The 17,765-nt window shown below is 38.0% G+C and carries 17 protein-coding genes and 1 pseudogene; 1 reads left to right on the forward strand and 17 read right to left on the reverse strand.

Annotated features, from left to right (window positions below):
- Positions 1–278: pseudogene (locus tag B147_RS0125415) on the forward strand (IS4 family transposase); the annotation flags it as partial.
- Between the two features lie 7 nt (positions 279–285).
- Here the strand turns inward: B147_RS0125415 and B147_RS30755 are convergent.
- From B147_RS30755 to B147_RS0125505, 17 genes are all read right to left on the reverse strand, one after another.
- Positions 286–1,890 carry a tetratricopeptide repeat protein gene (locus tag B147_RS30755; RefSeq protein ID WP_020590015.1) on the reverse strand — a complete coding sequence of 535 codons (1,605 nt, stop codon included), beginning with the start codon at positions 1,888–1,890 and terminating at the stop codon, positions 286–288.
- Positions 1,891–2,036: 146 nt separating this feature from the next.
- Positions 2,037–3,239 carry a UvrD-helicase domain-containing protein gene (locus B147_RS29510; protein WP_020590016.1) on the reverse strand — a complete coding sequence of 401 codons (1,203 nt, stop codon included), beginning with the start codon at positions 3,237–3,239 and terminating at the stop codon, positions 2,037–2,039.
- A 252-nt stretch (positions 3,240–3,491) separates the two neighbouring features.
- Positions 3,492–4,658 carry a tyrosine-type recombinase/integrase gene (locus B147_RS0125430; RefSeq protein ID WP_020590017.1) on the reverse strand — a complete coding sequence of 389 codons (1,167 nt, stop codon included), beginning with the start codon at positions 4,656–4,658 and terminating at the stop codon, positions 3,492–3,494.
- A 95-nt stretch (positions 4,659–4,753) separates the two neighbouring features.
- Complete coding sequence (locus B147_RS0125435; RefSeq protein ID WP_020590018.1) at positions 4,754–5,362, reverse strand: recombinase family protein; 609 nt, start codon at positions 5,360–5,362, stop codon at positions 4,754–4,756.
- A gap of 408 nt (positions 5,363–5,770) precedes the next feature.
- Positions 5,771–6,631 carry a zinc ribbon domain-containing protein gene (locus B147_RS0125445; RefSeq protein ID WP_020590020.1) on the reverse strand — a complete coding sequence of 287 codons (861 nt, stop codon included), beginning with the start codon at positions 6,629–6,631 and terminating at the stop codon, positions 5,771–5,773.
- Positions 6,632–6,643: 12 nt separating this feature from the next.
- Positions 6,644–7,531, reverse strand: a complete 888-nt coding sequence (locus B147_RS0125450) for a hypothetical protein (RefSeq protein ID WP_020590021.1) — start codon at positions 7,529–7,531, stop codon at positions 6,644–6,646.
- 334 nt (positions 7,532–7,865) lie between these two features.
- On the reverse strand, positions 7,866–8,237 hold the full coding sequence (locus B147_RS0125455) for a hypothetical protein (RefSeq protein ID WP_020590022.1): 372 nt from the start codon (positions 8,235–8,237) through the stop codon (positions 7,866–7,868).
- 18 nt (positions 8,238–8,255) lie between these two features.
- Complete coding sequence (locus tag B147_RS0125460; protein WP_020590023.1) at positions 8,256–8,660, reverse strand: phBC6A51 family helix-turn-helix protein; 405 nt, start codon at positions 8,658–8,660, stop codon at positions 8,256–8,258.
- Positions 8,661–8,836: 176 nt separating this feature from the next.
- Positions 8,837–9,928 carry a hypothetical protein gene (locus tag B147_RS0125465; protein WP_020590024.1) on the reverse strand — a complete coding sequence of 364 codons (1,092 nt, stop codon included), beginning with the start codon at positions 9,926–9,928 and terminating at the stop codon, positions 8,837–8,839.
- Positions 9,928–10,116: a helix-turn-helix transcriptional regulator gene (locus B147_RS0125470; RefSeq protein WP_020590025.1), complete on the reverse strand. Its 189-nt coding sequence runs from the start codon at positions 10,114–10,116 to the stop codon at positions 9,928–9,930. Before B147_RS0125470 ends, B147_RS0125465 begins: the two co-directional genes overlap by 1 nt.
- A gap of 12 nt (positions 10,117–10,128) precedes the next feature.
- A complete protein-coding gene (locus B147_RS0125475) occupies positions 10,129–10,320 on the reverse strand; it encodes a helix-turn-helix domain-containing protein (protein ID WP_020590026.1) in 192 nt (63 codons plus the stop codon).
- A 134-nt stretch (positions 10,321–10,454) separates the two neighbouring features.
- Positions 10,455–10,952 carry a MerR family transcriptional regulator gene (locus tag B147_RS0125480; protein WP_020590027.1) on the reverse strand — a complete coding sequence of 166 codons (498 nt, stop codon included), beginning with the start codon at positions 10,950–10,952 and terminating at the stop codon, positions 10,455–10,457.
- A gap of 423 nt (positions 10,953–11,375) precedes the next feature.
- On the reverse strand, positions 11,376–12,461 hold the full coding sequence (locus tag B147_RS0125485) for a tyrosine-type recombinase/integrase (protein WP_020590028.1): 1,086 nt from the start codon (positions 12,459–12,461) through the stop codon (positions 11,376–11,378).
- A 177-nt stretch (positions 12,462–12,638) separates the two neighbouring features.
- The gene (locus B147_RS0125490; RefSeq protein WP_020590029.1) at positions 12,639–13,307 is read right to left on the reverse strand and encodes a hypothetical protein; all 669 of its coding nucleotides are present in this window, start codon (positions 13,305–13,307) and stop codon (positions 12,639–12,641) included.
- A gap of 12 nt (positions 13,308–13,319) precedes the next feature.
- Complete coding sequence (locus tag B147_RS0125495) at positions 13,320–13,526, reverse strand: MerR family transcriptional regulator (protein WP_020590030.1); 207 nt, start codon at positions 13,524–13,526, stop codon at positions 13,320–13,322.
- Positions 13,527–13,588: 62 nt separating this feature from the next.
- Positions 13,589–14,974: a ParB/RepB/Spo0J family partition protein gene (locus B147_RS0125500; protein ID WP_020590031.1), complete on the reverse strand. Its 1,386-nt coding sequence runs from the start codon at positions 14,972–14,974 to the stop codon at positions 13,589–13,591.
- 313 nt (positions 14,975–15,287) lie between these two features.
- Positions 15,288–16,949 carry a hypothetical protein gene (locus tag B147_RS0125505; RefSeq protein WP_020590032.1) on the reverse strand — a complete coding sequence of 554 codons (1,662 nt, stop codon included), beginning with the start codon at positions 16,947–16,949 and terminating at the stop codon, positions 15,288–15,290.
- Positions 16,950–17,765: the final 816 nt, after the last annotated feature.

The following is a 17,765-nucleotide window of genomic DNA, read 5'->3' on the forward strand; positions in this document are numbered from 1 at the left end:
AATGGTGGAAAGAACACCTGAAGGTTTACCATCTCATTGCCCGCAGTGAATATGGTCTTATGGTTCAAATTCTTAGTGGCCTTATCACTTACCTGTTGCTGGCAATCTACTGTCGAAACGAGTTTAATGAGAAGGTCTCTATTAAAAGAGTTCGACAGTTACGAACTGCCATCTTGAACGACCTAATTGGGCACGACGAGGATACGTCTCATAGTTTAAACAGGGACAATATTGTCAAAGATCAAAAAATTACATTTAGCGAACAAGCAAAAACCTAACCGGACATCACTGGGCCATGATAAAAGATAATTGAATATTGTTTTGTAAAAAATTTAAGACTTCGTCATCGTTTCCATTTTCTATATCGGCAATAAATTGATAAAAACCTTGATTACCTTTATCTTGAAAAAACTTCTTTCCAACAGTAAATAATTTATTTTGAATATTGCATTGAAAGACAATTACCGTGGACAATTCTTTAGATAATTTACATCCAAAAGAACTTAAAAATTCAAAGAGACGATTTAAGTCTTTTTCGGGTAATGAAACAATATGTAAGAACGAGACAAGAACGTCTTGAATTTGTCTATCTAAGTGGCAAGTTAAAGATAATTCGAACGTTTCTTGAGCGACTCTTTCATACTCTGGGGTGTTTTGAATAAGACGATAAATGTTCAATCTCGTTGCATTCAAAAGGGCTTTATTTCTCGCCCCTATATCCCCATATTCGCCAAATTTAGCTTCTAATTCACATATATCCTGTAGTAGTTTTTGTGAATCTTCTGATCGTTGCGAGGTTTCGTGATTAGAAAAAATTTTATTTATAGTCAACGATAACTTGAAAATATAATTGATGAATTTATCTGGATTACAGCGAATAGCTTTTTCGATATAATTCTCTGCTTGTGCGTGATTTCCTGTTTTTTCAAAAAAAGATGAAAATACGCTATAAAAACTTGATTTTTCACGAGGACTGACTGGAAACACCTCCTTATCAATATTTGAAACATCAATCTCTTCATCTAAGTTATTTTTCCTAATCAATTCCTCAAGCTTAAGCAGCCAGAAATGAGTATCAATTTTTCGAGCCTTTTCTAATAGTTGTTCATTTTTTTCAGGCTCATATTGTGCTAAATGGATTTCGGATAAATATAATAATGCACGTGAATCATTTGGATACATTCTACTGATTTTATAATAATTATTTATTGCCTCTTCTATCTTTTCTAATTTTTGTAGGCATCGACATTCCAAAATTTTATATTCTAAAATCAACTCATTATCATTTAATGTTGAAATTATATTTTCAACATCTTCTAATCTCTTTTGGGCATATTTTGCATGTTCCCTATCGAGTTCAATTTCGACCTTCTTTAAAAATTCAAAACCGTTTGAAATAGCAACTCTTTGGTCAATACTAAAACCCAAGCAAAGTATTTTGGCTTCGTCTAACTGAAAAAAGATATTTTCTAAGTTTTTACTTAAAAATAGTTCAAATTGAATATTTGGATTTTTTTCTCTCAGTTCAGCAAGTGCTTCTTCAGGTTTATTTGCTCCAGCATATTTGTCATTGTAGACAAAATAATATTCCTTTATTTCTTGAACTTGATTCCAATTCCTTTTTAATTTTTCAAAATCCTCTTTTAACTTCTTCGCTGCTTCTGAATCTTTAGTAGCGGGGACATTAGGAGCGTAAACTTGAAAATATTGCCCTAATTTCCTTATCCATCCATCATTGCCACCATCTCCACCCCCAGATGGAATTTTTCTAAAATCATCAAATGCTTTGTCCATAATATTTTCAAAAAAACTCTGAAACTCTGTTCCATTTTTTGAATATATTTTGAGTTTAAACTGGAGTGACAGGTAGTGTTTATCTATTGCGTTCATAACTCCTCACAAAAAAAGGAAGAATCTTCGGAAATTCATCAGATTATAACGAATAACTGAATGGATTTGTTCTTTTCGGCAGCCTGATATCTGAATCTGACTACATATCATATAGAAACGGTTGATAACCAAAGCGTCTATCATCGTTATCTAAGTTGCATATTAGTATGGTTAGCGATTATTGCATTTCTACATAGCATTTGAAGGCTCATTGAAAATTCATTGTTGTTTATATAAGTGACAATTAGATGATCTCTTGCTCTTGTCATCGCCGCGTAAAGACCGGCAATATGACGAAATTTTTCAGTAGAGCCGAGGTGTTCACCAACATACTCAGAATTAAACAATATTGCTGCATCAAATTCCACGCCTTTAAGTGCATTCCAGCTATCAACGACAACACATGGTCTTGTTACAATATTACCCTTTCGAGTCTCAGATGACATAGGTGCATGATGTGGTACCCCTAACTTTTGAAGAGCATCTGAAATCATAGGCTGGTATATTTTCACCACCTCTGGATGCATCATAATAGCAATCGAGGAAGACGGTTCCGTCTTTAATGCTTCGTATACTTCTCGGGCAACAATAGCAGCGTCGGAGCACTGAAAAACAGAAACGGGTACACCAGAACTCCTTTTAGAAGACGTTCTTGGCTCTACTACCCCTCCAACATTCCGTCGTGAAATGGGAATGTCCTCCAAATCCAAAAAGGGCTTAATAAACGACCAACTATAGTTAACGATTTCGGGAGAACAGCGGTAGCAGAGATCAAGAATCTCTGCACGTCCAACGACATTTATACCAAGTCGACTCCACGTCCAATCTGAGCGACGGCGATGCTGAGACTTGTACACCGATTGTGCGTTGTCATAGACCAGAAAAAGCGAATTAGTCTGTGGGTTTATCATCTGTAACAATCCCATAAACCATTCGTCTTCAAAATCTTGGGCTTCATCTATTAAAATGGCATCATAACGTTTAAGAGAGGAGCTTGCTATCTCGAAAAAAGCTTGCGCACCCCATCTATAATCATAATGAAGGATATTGGACGCCCATTTATTAAAAGTGCTGCAAAGAACTCTGCCTGGTCTAACTCCGGCAATAAGGCCTGTCATCCATCCTGCCATAAAGCGATTATAGGTTAGAACCAAAATTTGGCCGTAAATTGGCTCCTGAAGAATACGCTCCAGGCGATGACGTAAAATCAAGCTTTTCCCAGATCCAGCGGAACCACGCACTAAGGCATGTGCATTAAGCGCAGTATTCCGCACCTTATGTTGTTGATTATCTAAAATTACACAGCCCAACCGTTTTGCTTTACTAATAGAAAAATCAATCCAAGGCATCAGTGTCTCCTCTTAGCTGAGTAACAAGTTGATCTCTGTTTTTCCTTTCTCTTTCATGCTCACATATATAGCAGGATAACATCCGAAAAATAAGAATAACCAGATGGGAATAAATGGAAAAAAATCAATGCCGAAGTCATTCAAACCATCTGGAAACGCTTGCATACGTCCTAGTTGGTACGCTTGCTTGCGGCAAAACCGACCTTTCATATGATCAAAAAGGGAGGGTTGTTGTCGAAGGCTCGATACACATTATAATTTTTCAGCATTTTTAGTGACACTCTGGATAGTATTTTTTAGAAATACATCAAGATCTCCAATAGCCTTTGACATATCTCCTTCATCCACAGTGTTGTACCGGTCAAACATTTCTCTTGTCACATGGCCTGTTATTTCCATAATAACCGATTCCGGAACCCCTGCTTTTCGCATATTGGTATTAAAGGTATGACGTAAATCGTGGAAGACAAAACCATTTTTAACCTTCTGCCCATAGGCTATCTTGGATTTCTCACAGGCTTTTTTCAGGCCGGTTCTGATATCCTTTATAGGCTTGCCACGATATAAAAAAACGTGTTTATCATGTAAACCCTTTGGGATATTTACCAGAATCTCACGCAGGACACCGGGAATAGGTATAGATCGATCCTCGTTATCCTTTGTGTCAGGGGCTTCAAGATATATAAAATCACCTTTTAGATCCACTTTTTCCCATGACAAGGACAATATTTCGTCTAACCTCATGCCGGTATAATATCCAGTTGCAAAAATTGGTTTCAAGTGACTTGGGAGATTCTTCATAATCAGATAGAATTCATCATGTGATAGAATCCTCTTCCGGGCATTGGCTCTGCTATTTTTCAACAGCCGCTTTACCTTATTAAAAGGTTTCAGAGCGTCGCCATGTATTTTATCATTATCGAAAGCTCGTTTAACCATTGTCCGTGCCGCCCCAATATGTTTATCAATATATGAATCTGAAAATCCTTGTTCTTTCCCTTCTTTCTGATATGTCTTCAAGTCTTCCGGCTTTAAAGAATGAATTAACATCTCCCCAAACTTGCTATTAAAACTGTTCAAATTATTTTTCAAATCTTTATAATACGCAAGCGCTTTTACCGAAGGAAGCTCAAAATACCATTCGGTGAGTTTTTGAAATGAAATATTCTTATCAGCCACTTTCTCAAGAATAGAGGGATTTTCAAATTTTTGAGCTTTCCGCTTACCATCAGCGGCCAGGGCTTCTGTAAGACTTGTCCCTATTTTTTCACGTCTCTGGGTTTTTCCGACGCGATAATTTATCCAATAATTGACCTTTTTGTTTTTTTTCTCTTTATCAAGATTTGCGCCACACGGACATTTTTTATTCCGATTTGATTGTTTCTTGTGACAATATGGGCATTCGGCTAAAATTGACATTACCCCTCCATGCTTTAAATTTCATAAATCCATTAAAAAGATTGCAATCAATTGCAATTTCACCACCACTAAACAAACGGTTAAACTCATACTTTTTAACCTTGAATCTTATTCTTCTTGAGCCAATTATATAAATTAGGTAGCGTGGTATTATACTTATTTGCAATCCAGGTTTTAGTTGTCCCATTTTTCAATAAGGCAACAATCTCTTCCTTATGTGGATCAAGCATAGATTTCCCCGGTCCTTTAGGTCGGCCTAATTTGACCCCCGCCGCTTTTCTGGCTTTTAACGCTTCTTTAGTTCGTGACGATATTAAATCTCTCTCAATTTCTGCGGCCATTGAAAAACACATTGCTATCAATTTTGATTGTATGGTTCCATTTAATTCCCAGTTGCCTTTTAGGGCATAAATGCAAATCTCCTTCTCCTTGGCGACAGAAAGGATTTCCATTATTTCAAGCATTGACCGCCCAAGCCTTGACAGTTCTGGAACAATAAGCCTATCCCCTGCCCCAAGTTTATCAATTATTGTTTTTATCTTCCTATCTTTCCAATGCTTTTTCCCTGAAACTTTTTCTTCAACAAAATCGACATGACCAAATTTTCGATCATTTGCAAACAACAGAATATCAGCTTTATTCTTCTCAAGATCTTGGCCACTTGTGGAGACTCTCAGATAGGCAACTGTTTTCAATTTTTGCATTCTTCAATCCTTTAATTCGACAACTATAAAATAAAAATCTATATTCAATAGATATAATTTATAATTTTATTAAATAAAAATAAAGCTTTTTCTTATACATAAAAGGATAATAGAATATGATCATTTTCGTTTTATAAAAAATATCGAAAAAAATTTTAATTATAGAAGGGTTGTCCTTGAACCACGGACATAACACTTACATTGTTTTGGAGACTTATTGCTTTGTATAAAATAAAACCACACAATATAGATACCCACATGACTCATAACCCGAAGGTCATTGGTTCAAATCCTTTCCCCGCTACCAAATAAATAAGGGCTTTCAGCGTTTTACTGAGAGCCCTTTGTAATTTCGGTTCCATGCGGGTTCCATGTCAGAAGAAAAGACACTTAAAGTGTTTTTATATTTTACAGTTCATTGAGCCTTTCTTTTACATATTGAATTTCTTTTTCATTTGGGTTTGGTTTTGCTTGTAATTTTTCCAGCACTCCCCCCCATACTTTTCTCTTAGCATTTTTGACATCGTGCATGGAAAAACCACTCTTGCTTGTACCGTCCCATTTAAGGCTGAATTCTTCATGGTCCATAGTGCTCAAAATCAATTCTTCGTTTTTAGTTAGGGTAGGTTTCTGAGGGCCGGATATAGCTGAGACCCAAACAACAATTACGAATACACCGAAAAGCAAAAGCAAGCCAGAGCACCCAATCTGAACCTTTGAAAATCTGGAAAAATACTGTTGCTTCAACAATACTACTTTTTCCAGAGATTTTTTAAAGCTTTCGAATTTAGAAATTTTTAAAAAAGCGGGTAACATAAATATTATTCCGATTATGATGCCTTTCACCTCCCCGGAGGAAAAAGCCGCTAATCCTATAATCGCTGATATAATACTTACAAACCAGTACAATATATTAAAGCTTGTTTCCATCATGCCGGATTTTTTATGTTTTTCAGTACCATTGCCTTGGGAGGAAATAGATATTTTCTCTGGTTCTGCTTGGAGCTTTTCCGGCGAATAGGTGTTGGTTTCCTTTAGCTTAACTTTGGCGTATATGACGCCGCAACGGGGACATTCTTCATCTCCCTCTATCCTCTTAAAACCACATTTGGGGCAGACAGAATCATTTTCACCGGAGATCTCCTTTACCGAAAGTGTTTCCTTTGGGATATCGGGCTCCTCTTCTTGATTATTCAAAAACTCTTTACAATATCTGCACTTAATCGCTTCATCCTGGATTTCGGCACCACAAAATTGACACTTTTTCATAAGCACTCACAGTCATTTGATAACAATGGCATTCAAATCTTTTTTGGCTTTTTCATATTTTCCCATAGTATTGTATAATTCGTTAATTTGCTGTTCCCACTGTTGATATGCACCATTGTCCGATATCCTCCTCCCTTTTGATTTCAGTCGTTCAAAGCTATTTTTAATATATTGAAGCTTGTCTCTGAGCTTTTGGTTAACCTTTTTAAGGCTATGATATAAATTTAACGCCTTTTTTGTGGCAGTATAATTATCACAATAACCAACATAGCCTGATATCATTCCCTGGCGGTCAAAACAGTGTAAAAGACTATCGTTTAATATATAATATTCTCCGTATCTATTGCCGGAGCTTGATAATTTCAATGCTCCAACAAATGGGGACTCATCACTGATGGAACCGGGCATCCAGGTCTCTTTTTGGCTGTCGTCTTTATACTTTTCGGTAAAACTGAACAAACCTTTCTCGTAATTAATCGTCACTTTGCTTTTTAGCCCTTGATTATTAACGGACCAAGTGCCGATTTTGATTTCAACGTCATACATGCTAAACGCATTTTTTTCTATTGAGTTTAATTTGTCCTGAAGTTGCTGTATGTATTCATTAATTGATTTTTCAAGTTGAGCTTCTTTCTTTGCAGCTTTTTCAAATTTTGTAATATCAATTTTATCCGAAGGGAAGGAGATGGTCGCGCCCGATACGTCGCAGAAGTATTCATTGTTATTAATCCATATAGATGTACAGGGTATCTCCCTTCCGTTTTTTAGATATAGAGTTTCACTGCTTGCAGGAAGATAATTAAATACCAATAAAAAAATAACAAACCTGAAACACATCCCCACTGTCAGCTTACTGTATTTGCACTTATTTATTTTATTCTGTATTTGAAACTTCTTCATGAGCAGTTCCTAATCTAAGTTTATAAATAAAAAGGGGCATAGACCAAGTCCATGCCCGTACTGAGGTACCGCCAAGTACCTACCAAAGAACACAAACAAGACCTACACCCCAACCGGGATGCATTCCTGTCAGCGTCGTTCTTTGGTAATAAAAATTGGCGGTTTTCAGTACGAACGGCTACTGCACAAATGCACAGATGTTATATGCGTTTAAAGAACGAACTTTTTTTTCGATAAAACTCCTTCTATAAAAAACTTTTCATAACGGCCTTTTTCCAGGCCAGTTTGAAATTACCAGACCATTTCCGTAAAATCAATAAAATGTGGGTGTTCGTCAATTCATTTCTAACAGGCTGTTCAATTCCGGGGCATTTAAGTCTTTAATAGCTTGCCTTGTCCTTTTAGCTATGATTTCTTTGTCCGGGATATCGACGGGATGCAGGTCCTCATATTGTACTTTCAGATCGACAGGCCCATTGAGCAAGAAAGAATTCCCCACCACCATACGTTCCAGCTCTATAAGCTTAGAACATAGATTTGAAAGGCTCTCTTTTTCCTTGGAAAGGTCAGGCAGGCAACGTCCCGTTCTATCTTCAAACGCTTGGAGACGGTCCACCCTTTCTTTTTGTATTTGAATTACCCAACACATTATTCCCCAAGGGTCGATTCTTGTTTTATCTCGTTGTTTTTTAAATATAAGAGCCATAATTATCTTCTCCTTGCTTTAATCGGATATATCCGAAGGCATGATTCCCTTTTGAATCATTTCATTCTCTACCTCTTCAACTGTTTGAGGTCCTGTGTCCCAAAGACCAATATCAGGTGTGATAATTCCTGTCGCTTCGATAAGGAATTTAGCCGCTTCAAAACGGACCTTCTCATTTTTTCCGATTTTCAGAAGCTCATTGATTGTTTCGGTAGCAGTGATGAGGTTTCCCCTTAGCATGTCTCTGGTTTCTTCCATCATCTCTCTTTTGGTTTTGTTTATCAAAGCAACAAATTCAGGATTTCCCAGCCACTTTGATACAGTTTGGGCGCTTGCCCCTACTGTTTTAGCCGCCTCTTTTTTAGGTTTTCCAGAGGCTATCAGGATGGCTGCTTTGTGTTGTTTAGGATTTAAAATTTCCAAAATGATTCACCTTTCTTCTGATTTCTTAATACTTTGCAGGTAATTGCATTTTTTATGAGGAATTATTAATAGTAATGCACTTAATTGCAATCGAAGATGGACTGCCTAATCAAGGGAATCATTTTCTAAGAGGTGGGGCAAATGAACCCAAAATCAAACAGCCCTCACATTAATAATTAGTCATCTGACAGTTTGTATTTAAAATCAGGTTGATTCACGTTATATCTGGGCCGTGGCCTTCTCTTTTCAAATTCCTTTCCCATTTCGTTCCTTTCGAATTTGGACTTCAAATTCAACCTATCAAGGAAAAACTCCTTTTCGTTCTCGTACTGTAATTGCTGTTGAGCTTCACGTAGCATTGTGATCAATCTAAGGCATTGCTTGGTAATCTTTTTTAACTTTTTTTCAATCTTTATGAACTCATCATCATCATCATCACCACTCCATTCAAGAAACTCAAGTTGATTTGACAAATCAATAGCTTTATTCGAAAGCTCATTAATTGTCGTTTTACAGCGATCATGAACGAATTCTAATTTTGATTTCTTGTAGCCAGTAAGATATGCATCAACATACATCTCTTCCCAAAGTTCCCGGCTATCAAGAGGGAAAGGATTATCTTTCTGGGAACCAGATATAGAATTTCGAACCCCAGTGATAATTTCCATATCAGTCCAGCCATTCTTCTTTCTTGCATATAGTGTTGTGGCTTTCTGTCCAGTAATTTTTGCCCACTGAGCTGTGGTTTTCTTTCGGCCATCATGATGCGTGAGATAAACGTTATTACCCTTATTGGAATTTTGGGCATATTTATCTCTCCACTGAACCTTACCAGGGGCATATTCGGGATCACAGTTATCCAACCTATCAAGGGTATAATTTTTGATTTCACAGGGACCAAGATGCCGTAGAAAATCTTTGAATTTGGCTAAGTCCTTGTGAATAATATAACCTTTTTTTGCCCTCTGCTTCATGTTCTTCCAACTGTTGTAAGTTTGTTGATATTTTTCACGAAGCTCTGTAGCAGTAAGGGTTTCAATACCATCAAGGATTTCTTTAGTCACTCCAAGAGGAGTTTCTAAAGAGCTATTTTCTAATCCTTCTAACTCTTCCTTAGGAACTTGAAATCCACTTTTCAAGTAAATCAAATTGCCGCTTTTACTTTGCGTTTTATAACTATTCATGATATCTTCTTTTTGTATAAATTCTTTAGTGGGCTTGATTTCTGTTGCCGCAGAATTAAGCCCTTTTTTCTTTTTTATAGTCATTAACTACAACCTCCTTTCTGGATAAATTCATCAACTTCTTTTTGCGAAAAACGCACAGCTCTTCCAACTCTGATAGCTCGAATGGGGAATTTATTTTTCGCATTTCTGCTAATCCCGTTATATATAGACTGCGGTGAACGATTCAGCTGCGTAGACAATTCATGGACGGTAATTAATTTAACTGCCATCACTAATCCTCCCTAAACTGGTTTAAAAATATCATTAGGCTCACAACTTAGTTTTTCAGCCCATTTCTTTTGTTCTTCAGGCAACAATTCAATGCTTTCATGAACAACCCGACTCACTCTCGTAGCGGTTATGCCCAAAGCCTTTGCAAAATCAATTTGCTTCCGGTATTTTGATAAAATTTTCATTTTTAATCGTATGTTCATCAGTCCTCCTAAATTTATAAATCAGTAATTCCATTTACAGCTTTATTATATTTTTAAATCCTCATACACCACCTCCTTTCAAAACATAATAATTAGTAACGGGTGTTACACATTTCTAATACCCCAAAAAAAAACTATGTTATTTTTTCTTGAATTTTTTTCACTGCTTCAGAGACATCAATAGATACAACCATTTTGTGCTTATTTGTATTAACTCCAGAAGTGCAATCAATTGCATTTTTATTAACTTCAACGGTGGGTTCCTCTGATACAGGGTTAAATACACTTAGCCAATGGTTATCTCTTAGAGGCGAATTGGTCTTTGTCGGTTCTGAGGATACAATTTCTGACAACCACTTATCTTGTCGCCGACGTAAAGATTTCATAATATTTTTTATGATGGACAAGCTAAAACCGCACTGTTTAAATTCATTTATTATAAGGAATTCGAGCAGGTTCTCTTTGGAATATATTTTTGCAGTTCCTCTCCCACGAGAATCTTCAATGCCTGGTTCAATAAGCCCTTCATTAGTATAGTGGGTAACCGCCTGGGTAGTTATCCCGGTCACTTCCGCCACCTTTTTTTTGGTATATTCTCCTGGCCTATGCCATCTTGAACTCACGCCCATCATATAAAACAGTACCTCCTGTTACTAACTCCTACCATGACTCCAAAGCATTTGCAAGAAATTTCTTTTCTTCCCTTATTCCTGATGAACCACAATTCTAATGTCCATGCAGTCGCTTAAAGGGATGATCTCATTGATTTACAAGTTTGGTATATTACAATACAAATGGGAATAAGGAGATCACTTGGTCAACACTTGGTCAACGAACTGCCAGGTATATCCCTGTGCCTACCGGGCTATAATTATTTATACCTGCCTTATTATTTTTACAGTAATATATTGATATATTTAAATTATCAAGTTTAATTCAAGATAATTCATTTTACCTCATTATCAGCTCAAATTGGACTCAAAATCCTCCGGCCTTCGGGCCTTGTCGGTTCAAGTCCGACCTCCGGTACCACGAATATAAGGGCTTTCAGCGTTTTAGCTGGAAGCCTTTTTATTTTGTATTTCGGTCACTGTGCCCGAAACTGTGCCCAACTGATTTTTCAGGTATTCCTCCTGTTTTCTGGCAGCAACCATCAGATCCCCTTCACTGACGATGTTATACCGCTCAAAAACGGAACGAGTCTTATGACCTGAAATAGCCATCGCCACTTGTTCGGGAATACCAGACCGAACCATATTACGGACAGCGGTTCTTCGAAGGTCATGGAAAATGCGACCAGGAACACCAGCGTCTTTACATGCAGTTTTCCAGGCTTTCCGAAAATCTTTTAGCGGACCGGTCCCTGCTCTATTCGGAAAAACGTTTGGGAGAATCTTCTTTCCTCCCTTTTGGAGTTGCCGCTGGATATTAAAAATTGCCAAAAGCTCATCATCCAGATAAATAGTGCGGCCTTCCTTGTTTTTCGTTGTGCCTATTTCCAGGCACACTACTCTGTTCTCCAAATCTACATTCGACCATTTCAGCCCGGTGATTTCCGATACCCTCCAGCCGGATTTATATCCAAAAGTTACAAAGCCTTTCAAATATTCAGGCATGCAGGATCGGAGTGCCAGAAACTCATCATACTCAAAGAATCCAGTTCTGACATTGTTTTCTTCCAGCATTGATATGTGCGGAACCCTGTCAACAAGCGGCGGGGTCTGTTGTGCTCCCAAGTTCAGCATACGTTTCAAGGCAGACAATTCCCGGTTGACCGTTGCGTTTGATGCGCCTTCATCAATACGGTATTCAATGAATTTATTGATTCTCGGGGTTGTGATCTGCGGGACACTAACCCGTTCAAAAATCTTCTTGAGGTGATTGACACTTCTTTCGGCTTTCACAAGCGATTTTTTCTGATTGATACGATAATCTCGCAAAAACTCCTCTGCCAAATCTTCAAACCGGACCTTTTCAAACTGTACCCCAGGAATTTTGCCCTGGGCGATTTCACCCTCCCTTCTGCTTAAAAGTTTTTTGGCTACCATCTTTTTGGTACTATCGGAACTTTCCCGAAAGCACTTCCCTTGCCTGTAGTACTTAATCCAATAAACATTTCCGCGCAGATAAACACTTCCCATATTATACCTCCATCAAGCCTTGACGGGCGCAAGATGGACAAACATGCTCTCCCGGATTCACTGCTGGAGCTGGTCCTGGAGAACATGATTTGTACCTTTGAATATCCCATCTATAGATTTTGAGATCAAGAAGAAAGAAAAATGCCCCCGACTGAAACCGGAGGCATTTAAAATCACTTAGCCTTCATCGACCTGAAAGTCGAAAAAGTAACCTAAACTCTGATTAATGTACCTGAAGGCAGAAACTAAATCCCAGAAATGAGCATATGGGTCATTGTACAAAAGTCTGATCTGATAATCAGAAATCTTTTCACCCTTGGTAAAAAAAACCTCCTGAACATAAGGCGTCAAATCTTCCAAATTCCCCTTTTCTGGCAAGTGCTCGCATTTGACTCTAAAGCAATCAAAGAAAAATGCATTTGGATCATCAATAGACAAATTAAGCCTTTCAGTGAGATTGATTCCAATAAGATGATTGGGATCAAATTGTCGTGAAAAAATATTTCCGAGACCATGCCATGCATCGTAATATAGAGCAAAGCGAATATCGTTAATATCTGCTTCGTCCATTTCTGCCAGGCTATCACTTTCAAACAAAATACACGGAGATATTCGAATTTCATATTCGCATCCTTTCAGCATTGGTTCGTCATATCCATAGTACACGATTGAATCAATTCCAAAATCTGCCAATATCAAATTAAAAATGGAGTACTCGCCGAGAGAGGCATGGTAATTATTCTCCTGATCGACTTTTTCGATCAGCGTTTTATAATCATTTTTAATTCCGGGTGTATTTTTTCTAAAAAGTATTGGCATGTTTTTTTTAATATCGGTTTTTAACATTTTATATCTCCTCTAATTTTTGTATTTATTTTTTTCTATAAAGCTTTCTACATCCTGGTGATCTACGAACTGTTTTCGGCCAACCTGGACATATGGCAGCTGACCATCCCAGATTTGACTCCGCCAGAACCATTCCGTGGCCCCGATCAGGGCGACAAGTTCTTTGATGGAGTAAAGTCTTTTTCTGGGCACATCTTGGGCACAGTGAGTTGAAGACACTTGTCAATCCTCCGTCTTGGGAGGGGCGACGGATATAGAATCCCCCGCCCCTTTGGTGAAAGTTAGGCGTTGTCCCGCTCTTTTCTGTATCGTGCCAGAATTTCTTCGATAGCTTCGGCCATCTCCTCGGACATAATTACTTCTGCTTTGGGTTTTTCAGTCTGATTTTCCTCAGTCGTTTCAAGCTGTTTTGCGACAAACTCTTTCATGCTTTCAAACTTTCCGCGTCCCAATTTTTCCGCAACATCCAGAACAACTTTGTTCATAGAAAACAGGTCCAGGACAATATCTTCTTTAAAAGAATACATTCGTATAAGTCTGGACAAGAGATCTTCTATAGTCGCCTTTTCATTTTCGAAGATCCATCCCGAACGTAGGCACTCAACAGCTTCTTTCTCGCTCAATTTGGATTCTTCTGCTAATGCTGGAGAAATTTTTCTGCTGCCTACTTTTTTAAAGATTAAAATCGGATGACTTGCAGTTTGTGCCGTATAGCCAGCGTGTTCGTTCTTTTGGACAGATTCTTTGGCTTTATTTTCAAAATCATTTGAAAGAAACTGAATCGTAAATTCTGTGACAGGATCGAAGGAGGCAGTTTTCTTACTTAGGCACTGAATAACGGATGCAACGTCTTCCATCTTATGAAGGATAAGGGCCAAAATGCCACCGTCAGTCAAAATCCGATTCGCTTCAGATGTTTGAAAATATAGATAAGATCTATTTTTGTGGCTGAAAACGCCAGAGTCTAAAACTGAGCAAATAAAATCCACAGAACCATCGCTAATCTTACTCGTATCAGCTCCTTCTGTAACTCCTCTGGCTGGAGCAGGCTTAATTTCCTGGTTCTGTTTTTTGTCCATATCTTTTATGAACCTGGTGATTTTTGCGGCAGACCAGTTCCTCTTGATTGCCATTTTAGTCAACTCATCTGGATTCTGGGCTTTCAGTAAGGCTGTCCCATGGGCAACTGTAAACGTTCCATCTGCAATCGCCTTCTGGGTATTTGAGGGCAACTTAAGCAATCCAAGAAATTTGCTAACCTGCGCCTGAGATCCATATCCAAGAGCCTCCAATTCGGTATAGGTCAAACCATGTTTTTCAATCATCCCTTTTATATGAAGCGCTTTTTCAATCGGTGTGAGGTTGCTCCGTTTTGTATTGAGGACATAAGACAGGTGGGCGGCATTCGCTTCTTTTAGATCCTCATACACCACGCAGGACACCTTCTCCATGTCCATAGTCTTCAGGGCCTCTATTCTTCTCCAGCCGTCAACGACATGGTATTTGTCTTCCGCCACCTTAACCACAGTGATGGGGTTCAGAAGGCCGTTACACTTCAGGCTTTCAGTCAGGGATTCCAGATTCCCGGATTCCTGTCTCGGATGGTTCGGGTCCTTGATCAGGTTTTCGAGCTTAATGATTTCCAGTTTCTGGTCTTTCTTTTCCATGCTTGTTCCTCCATTTAAAAAAAGTTGTTTGGAGGGTGGCCACCCTTTCGGGTTTTGTTCTTGTTCCGCGGAGAACAATAATGCGTGAAGGATAGGAGGAAGAATCTGCAGATAATATCGAAAATAAATCTGCAAAATAAAATATTTTAGTTTGCTATTTAACCAGCTGAAATTGTGGATAATAAAGAAAGGAAAAAATATTTATGCAAACTATCCGAAAAAAGAATTGCAGATTAAATTGCAGATTTATTTTTTGGGAGAAGGGACGGTTTTTATTGTGATTATGATGAGATAAGCAGGATGGTGAGGTTTTTCAAGATCCTTTTGGACGTCCTACCGTTTTCTTTTTAGGGGCGCAATCTTTAACCCAGTTGTGACGAGTTCTATAACCATCAAATGAATATCCGGTTTCTTTGAAGCAATCCATTATGGTTTTATGGTCTGCAACTGCCTTAATGGTAAGATCGGGGTTTTTGTCCCATAATTGGGCAGCTCTAATTTGACAACATTTCATAGTTTTATCTTTTAAATTTTCGTCTTTAGGTTCTGGTTGAAGCTCATCGTCAGACACTTGAAATTCCTGCTCTTTTTCATCTATAACTTGGGGATGGTGAGACATGTTCTCCGGTTCCATTTTTTTCAAACCCAATTGTTCACCGTAGTAATCCTCAAAGGTGGCAACCTTAACAGGATCAAATCGTAAGCGCTGCATAGACACTTTTTGCACTTCCAGGTCTCCAGTTGTTAATTCAGCAATCAATGCCGGATGGAATGAGTTGTTGCTATTGATGTGAGCAGAATTAACACTGTCATAGGCTGCGAGGCCATGGTTTTGAATTAAATTGATCAACTCGAATGCATCCATTCCCCATTTTTCCATTAATTGCCCACCAGAAAGAGTTTTAACTGGAATTAAATTTGAAGACTCATCGACGTATTCACCAGTGAGGTATGCCTCAAGACCACCAGCTTCTTCAATTTCAGCAAGTTCATTGTAATCATCTCTATCCTCTGCCAAACATCTTGTTTTATAGTAAATTTTTCGCCCATACTTATTCAAAAGGGTATTTCTATAAATAAGCTCGAAATCAATCCTATTTCTCATGATCTTAAGTTCTTCAATAAAATCGCCAACATTTTCTTGAAAGGCTTTTCGTTTGTATCCTAAAAACCCTATGCAAAAATGTTCATGCTCCTCCAAAAGGAGATCATTTTTGTCTAAAAGAGGCTTCATTTCATCCTCTGATAAATTTTTTTTATTCCATTTGAAATTGGGGAATTCAGGGAATTGGGGGTCAAGAGGAAGATCTTCTCTGTCGTATAATTGATAATTTGGGGTCAGAGACCTTTCAAAAAAACTATTGATCAACTCAAAATCCCGTGAAAATAGAAGACTATCCCAACCATAGTTAATTCCCTTAAGAGTGTTGAATTGTGCCCCCGGAGTTAAAGTTCTCAGTATAACCTTATATCCTTGATTGTTCTCTATTTTTAATAAATAAGGGATATCGCTTTCAATTAATAAAAACGGAAAAGATTCGTTTAATCGTTTGGAATATTCTTCAAGTATGACGTCCTGCGGAACAGTATATGAGATTGCATCTTCTGCATTTTTTTCTGGAAAGTTATTTTCGATCAGGCCAATGTCAAAAAGATATTGTGCAGCAAAATATTTTCCGCACCACCTTTCTCTTATTTTAATATTTGAGGCAACACAATTATTACTTTCCCAATGACCCCAAATTTCCCAAAGGAACCCAAGCGCTTGGGTTGCTCTATACTTGCATAAAGTCGTTTTTTTGCATTCAGGACAAGTTATGCCAATCAACGCCGTTTCATCTTCTGCAGCGATTAAAAAAATGAATCCCCACAATTGAATTACATTTCCAAATTCATGGATGTCGTATTCCTTCGCACAAGCTTGATTTTGACATTTGAAGGGGAGGATTGAATCCAAGATTTGCATCTCTGTCATGCTTTAGACCTTTCCATTATTTCCGATTAGGGTTTCGACGTCAAAAACCATTTCCCGAGAACACCATATCACCAAAAAAAAGAAGAAATGGCAATAGAGCAAATAGGTTAAAACCCGGTAAAGCCGTGATCGTTTTTTACCAGGAAACTGAGTCAGGCACTGTTTTGAGGAGTGATGATCCTTTGGTGAAGGCGCTGGGGTGAGCTTTAGTTGAGGTAGTGGGGGCTGTGCTGATTTTTGTTATGGGCAACAATGCTTTTGGTAGTGGTGGGGGTACTGGGAGGAGTGGGCACCTCACAAAGATATTATTGAACACATCGAATTTTAAAAAAATATTTACTGTGTTTCGAAATATTGGTATTCCGTTACTAAGATGGCTATCGATTTAAGCCGGGACACCCTTTAAAACAAGGCTTCTCCGGCCCCCCGGTTCATGAGGCTTAGGTACTGCAAAACTCTCATCACCGGGTCAAACTGTCCCGCGTTATGTCGGTAACCACTAAGATAATTATAGATAGTCAAGTTGGATATCATTTTCAAGTTTCATGTTATAGCATTAGCTAATAGATAATCAATGTTATCCAGATTTGCTGGATCTACTTGTAGATGCTAAGGGCATTACTTTTTAGTCGGATATTCTATAGTGGAACAAATATTGGAGCCTTTGTAAGGTATATGGAGATATAAGTATGACAAGGTTTTATCATTTTGAATCGACAAGTATCAAATGTCAATTACTTTGTCCGGTTCGCGTCAATTATCTTGTCCGGTTTTTTTATATCAATAAATGCTTTTTGAGTGCATAAATTCTGTTCC

Source organism: Desulfobacter curvatus DSM 3379 (genome assembly GCF_000373985.1).
Classification (GTDB): Bacteria; Desulfobacterota; Desulfobacteria; order Desulfobacterales; family Desulfobacteraceae; genus Desulfobacter; species Desulfobacter curvatus.

What these genes read in the sequence shown, in the direction of transcription:
- B147_RS0125485 (WP_020590028.1), bottom strand. Translation starts at nt 12,461, where the DNA reads ATGGGAAGTGTTTATCTGCGCGGAAATGTTTATTGGATTAAGTACTAC.
- B147_RS0125455 (WP_020590022.1), bottom strand. Translation starts at nt 8,237, where the DNA reads ATGGCTCTTATATTTAAAAAACAACGAGATAAAACAAGAATCGACCCT.
- B147_RS0125450 (WP_020590021.1), bottom strand. Translation starts at nt 7,531, where the DNA reads ATGAAGAAGTTTCAAATACAGAATAAAATAAATAAGTGCAAATACAGT.
- B147_RS0125445 (WP_020590020.1), bottom strand. Translation starts at nt 6,631, where the DNA reads ATGAAAAAGTGTCAATTTTGTGGTGCCGAAATCCAGGATGAAGCGATT.
- B147_RS29510 (WP_020590016.1), bottom strand. Translation starts at nt 3,239, where the DNA reads ATGCCTTGGATTGATTTTTCTATTAGTAAAGCAAAACGGTTGGGCTGT.
- B147_RS0125470 (WP_020590025.1), bottom strand. Translation starts at nt 10,116, where the DNA reads ATGGCAGTTAAATTAATTACCGTCCATGAATTGTCTACGCAGCTGAAT.
- B147_RS0125500 (WP_020590031.1), bottom strand. Translation starts at nt 14,974, where the DNA reads ATGGAAAAGAAAGACCAGAAACTGGAAATCATTAAGCTCGAAAACCTG.
- B147_RS0125490 (WP_020590029.1), bottom strand. Translation starts at nt 13,307, where the DNA reads ATGTTAAAAACCGATATTAAAAAAAACATGCCAATACTTTTTAGAAAA.
- B147_RS0125430 (WP_020590017.1), bottom strand. Translation starts at nt 4,658, where the DNA reads ATGTCAATTTTAGCCGAATGCCCATATTGTCACAAGAAACAATCAAAT.
- B147_RS0125475 (WP_020590026.1), bottom strand. Translation starts at nt 10,320, where the DNA reads ATGAACATACGATTAAAAATGAAAATTTTATCAAAATACCGGAAGCAA.
- B147_RS0125435 (WP_020590018.1), bottom strand. Translation starts at nt 5,362, where the DNA reads ATGCAAAAATTGAAAACAGTTGCCTATCTGAGAGTCTCCACAAGTGGC.
- B147_RS0125465 (WP_020590024.1), bottom strand. Translation starts at nt 9,928, where the DNA reads ATGACTATAAAAAAGAAAAAAGGGCTTAATTCTGCGGCAACAGAAATC.
- B147_RS0125480 (WP_020590027.1), bottom strand. Translation starts at nt 10,952, where the DNA reads ATGATGGGCGTGAGTTCAAGATGGCATAGGCCAGGAGAATATACCAAA.
- B147_RS0125505 (WP_020590032.1), bottom strand. Translation starts at nt 16,949, where the DNA reads ATGACAGAGATGCAAATCTTGGATTCAATCCTCCCCTTCAAATGTCAA.
- B147_RS30755 (WP_020590015.1), bottom strand. Translation starts at nt 1,890, where the DNA reads ATGAACGCAATAGATAAACACTACCTGTCACTCCAGTTTAAACTCAAA.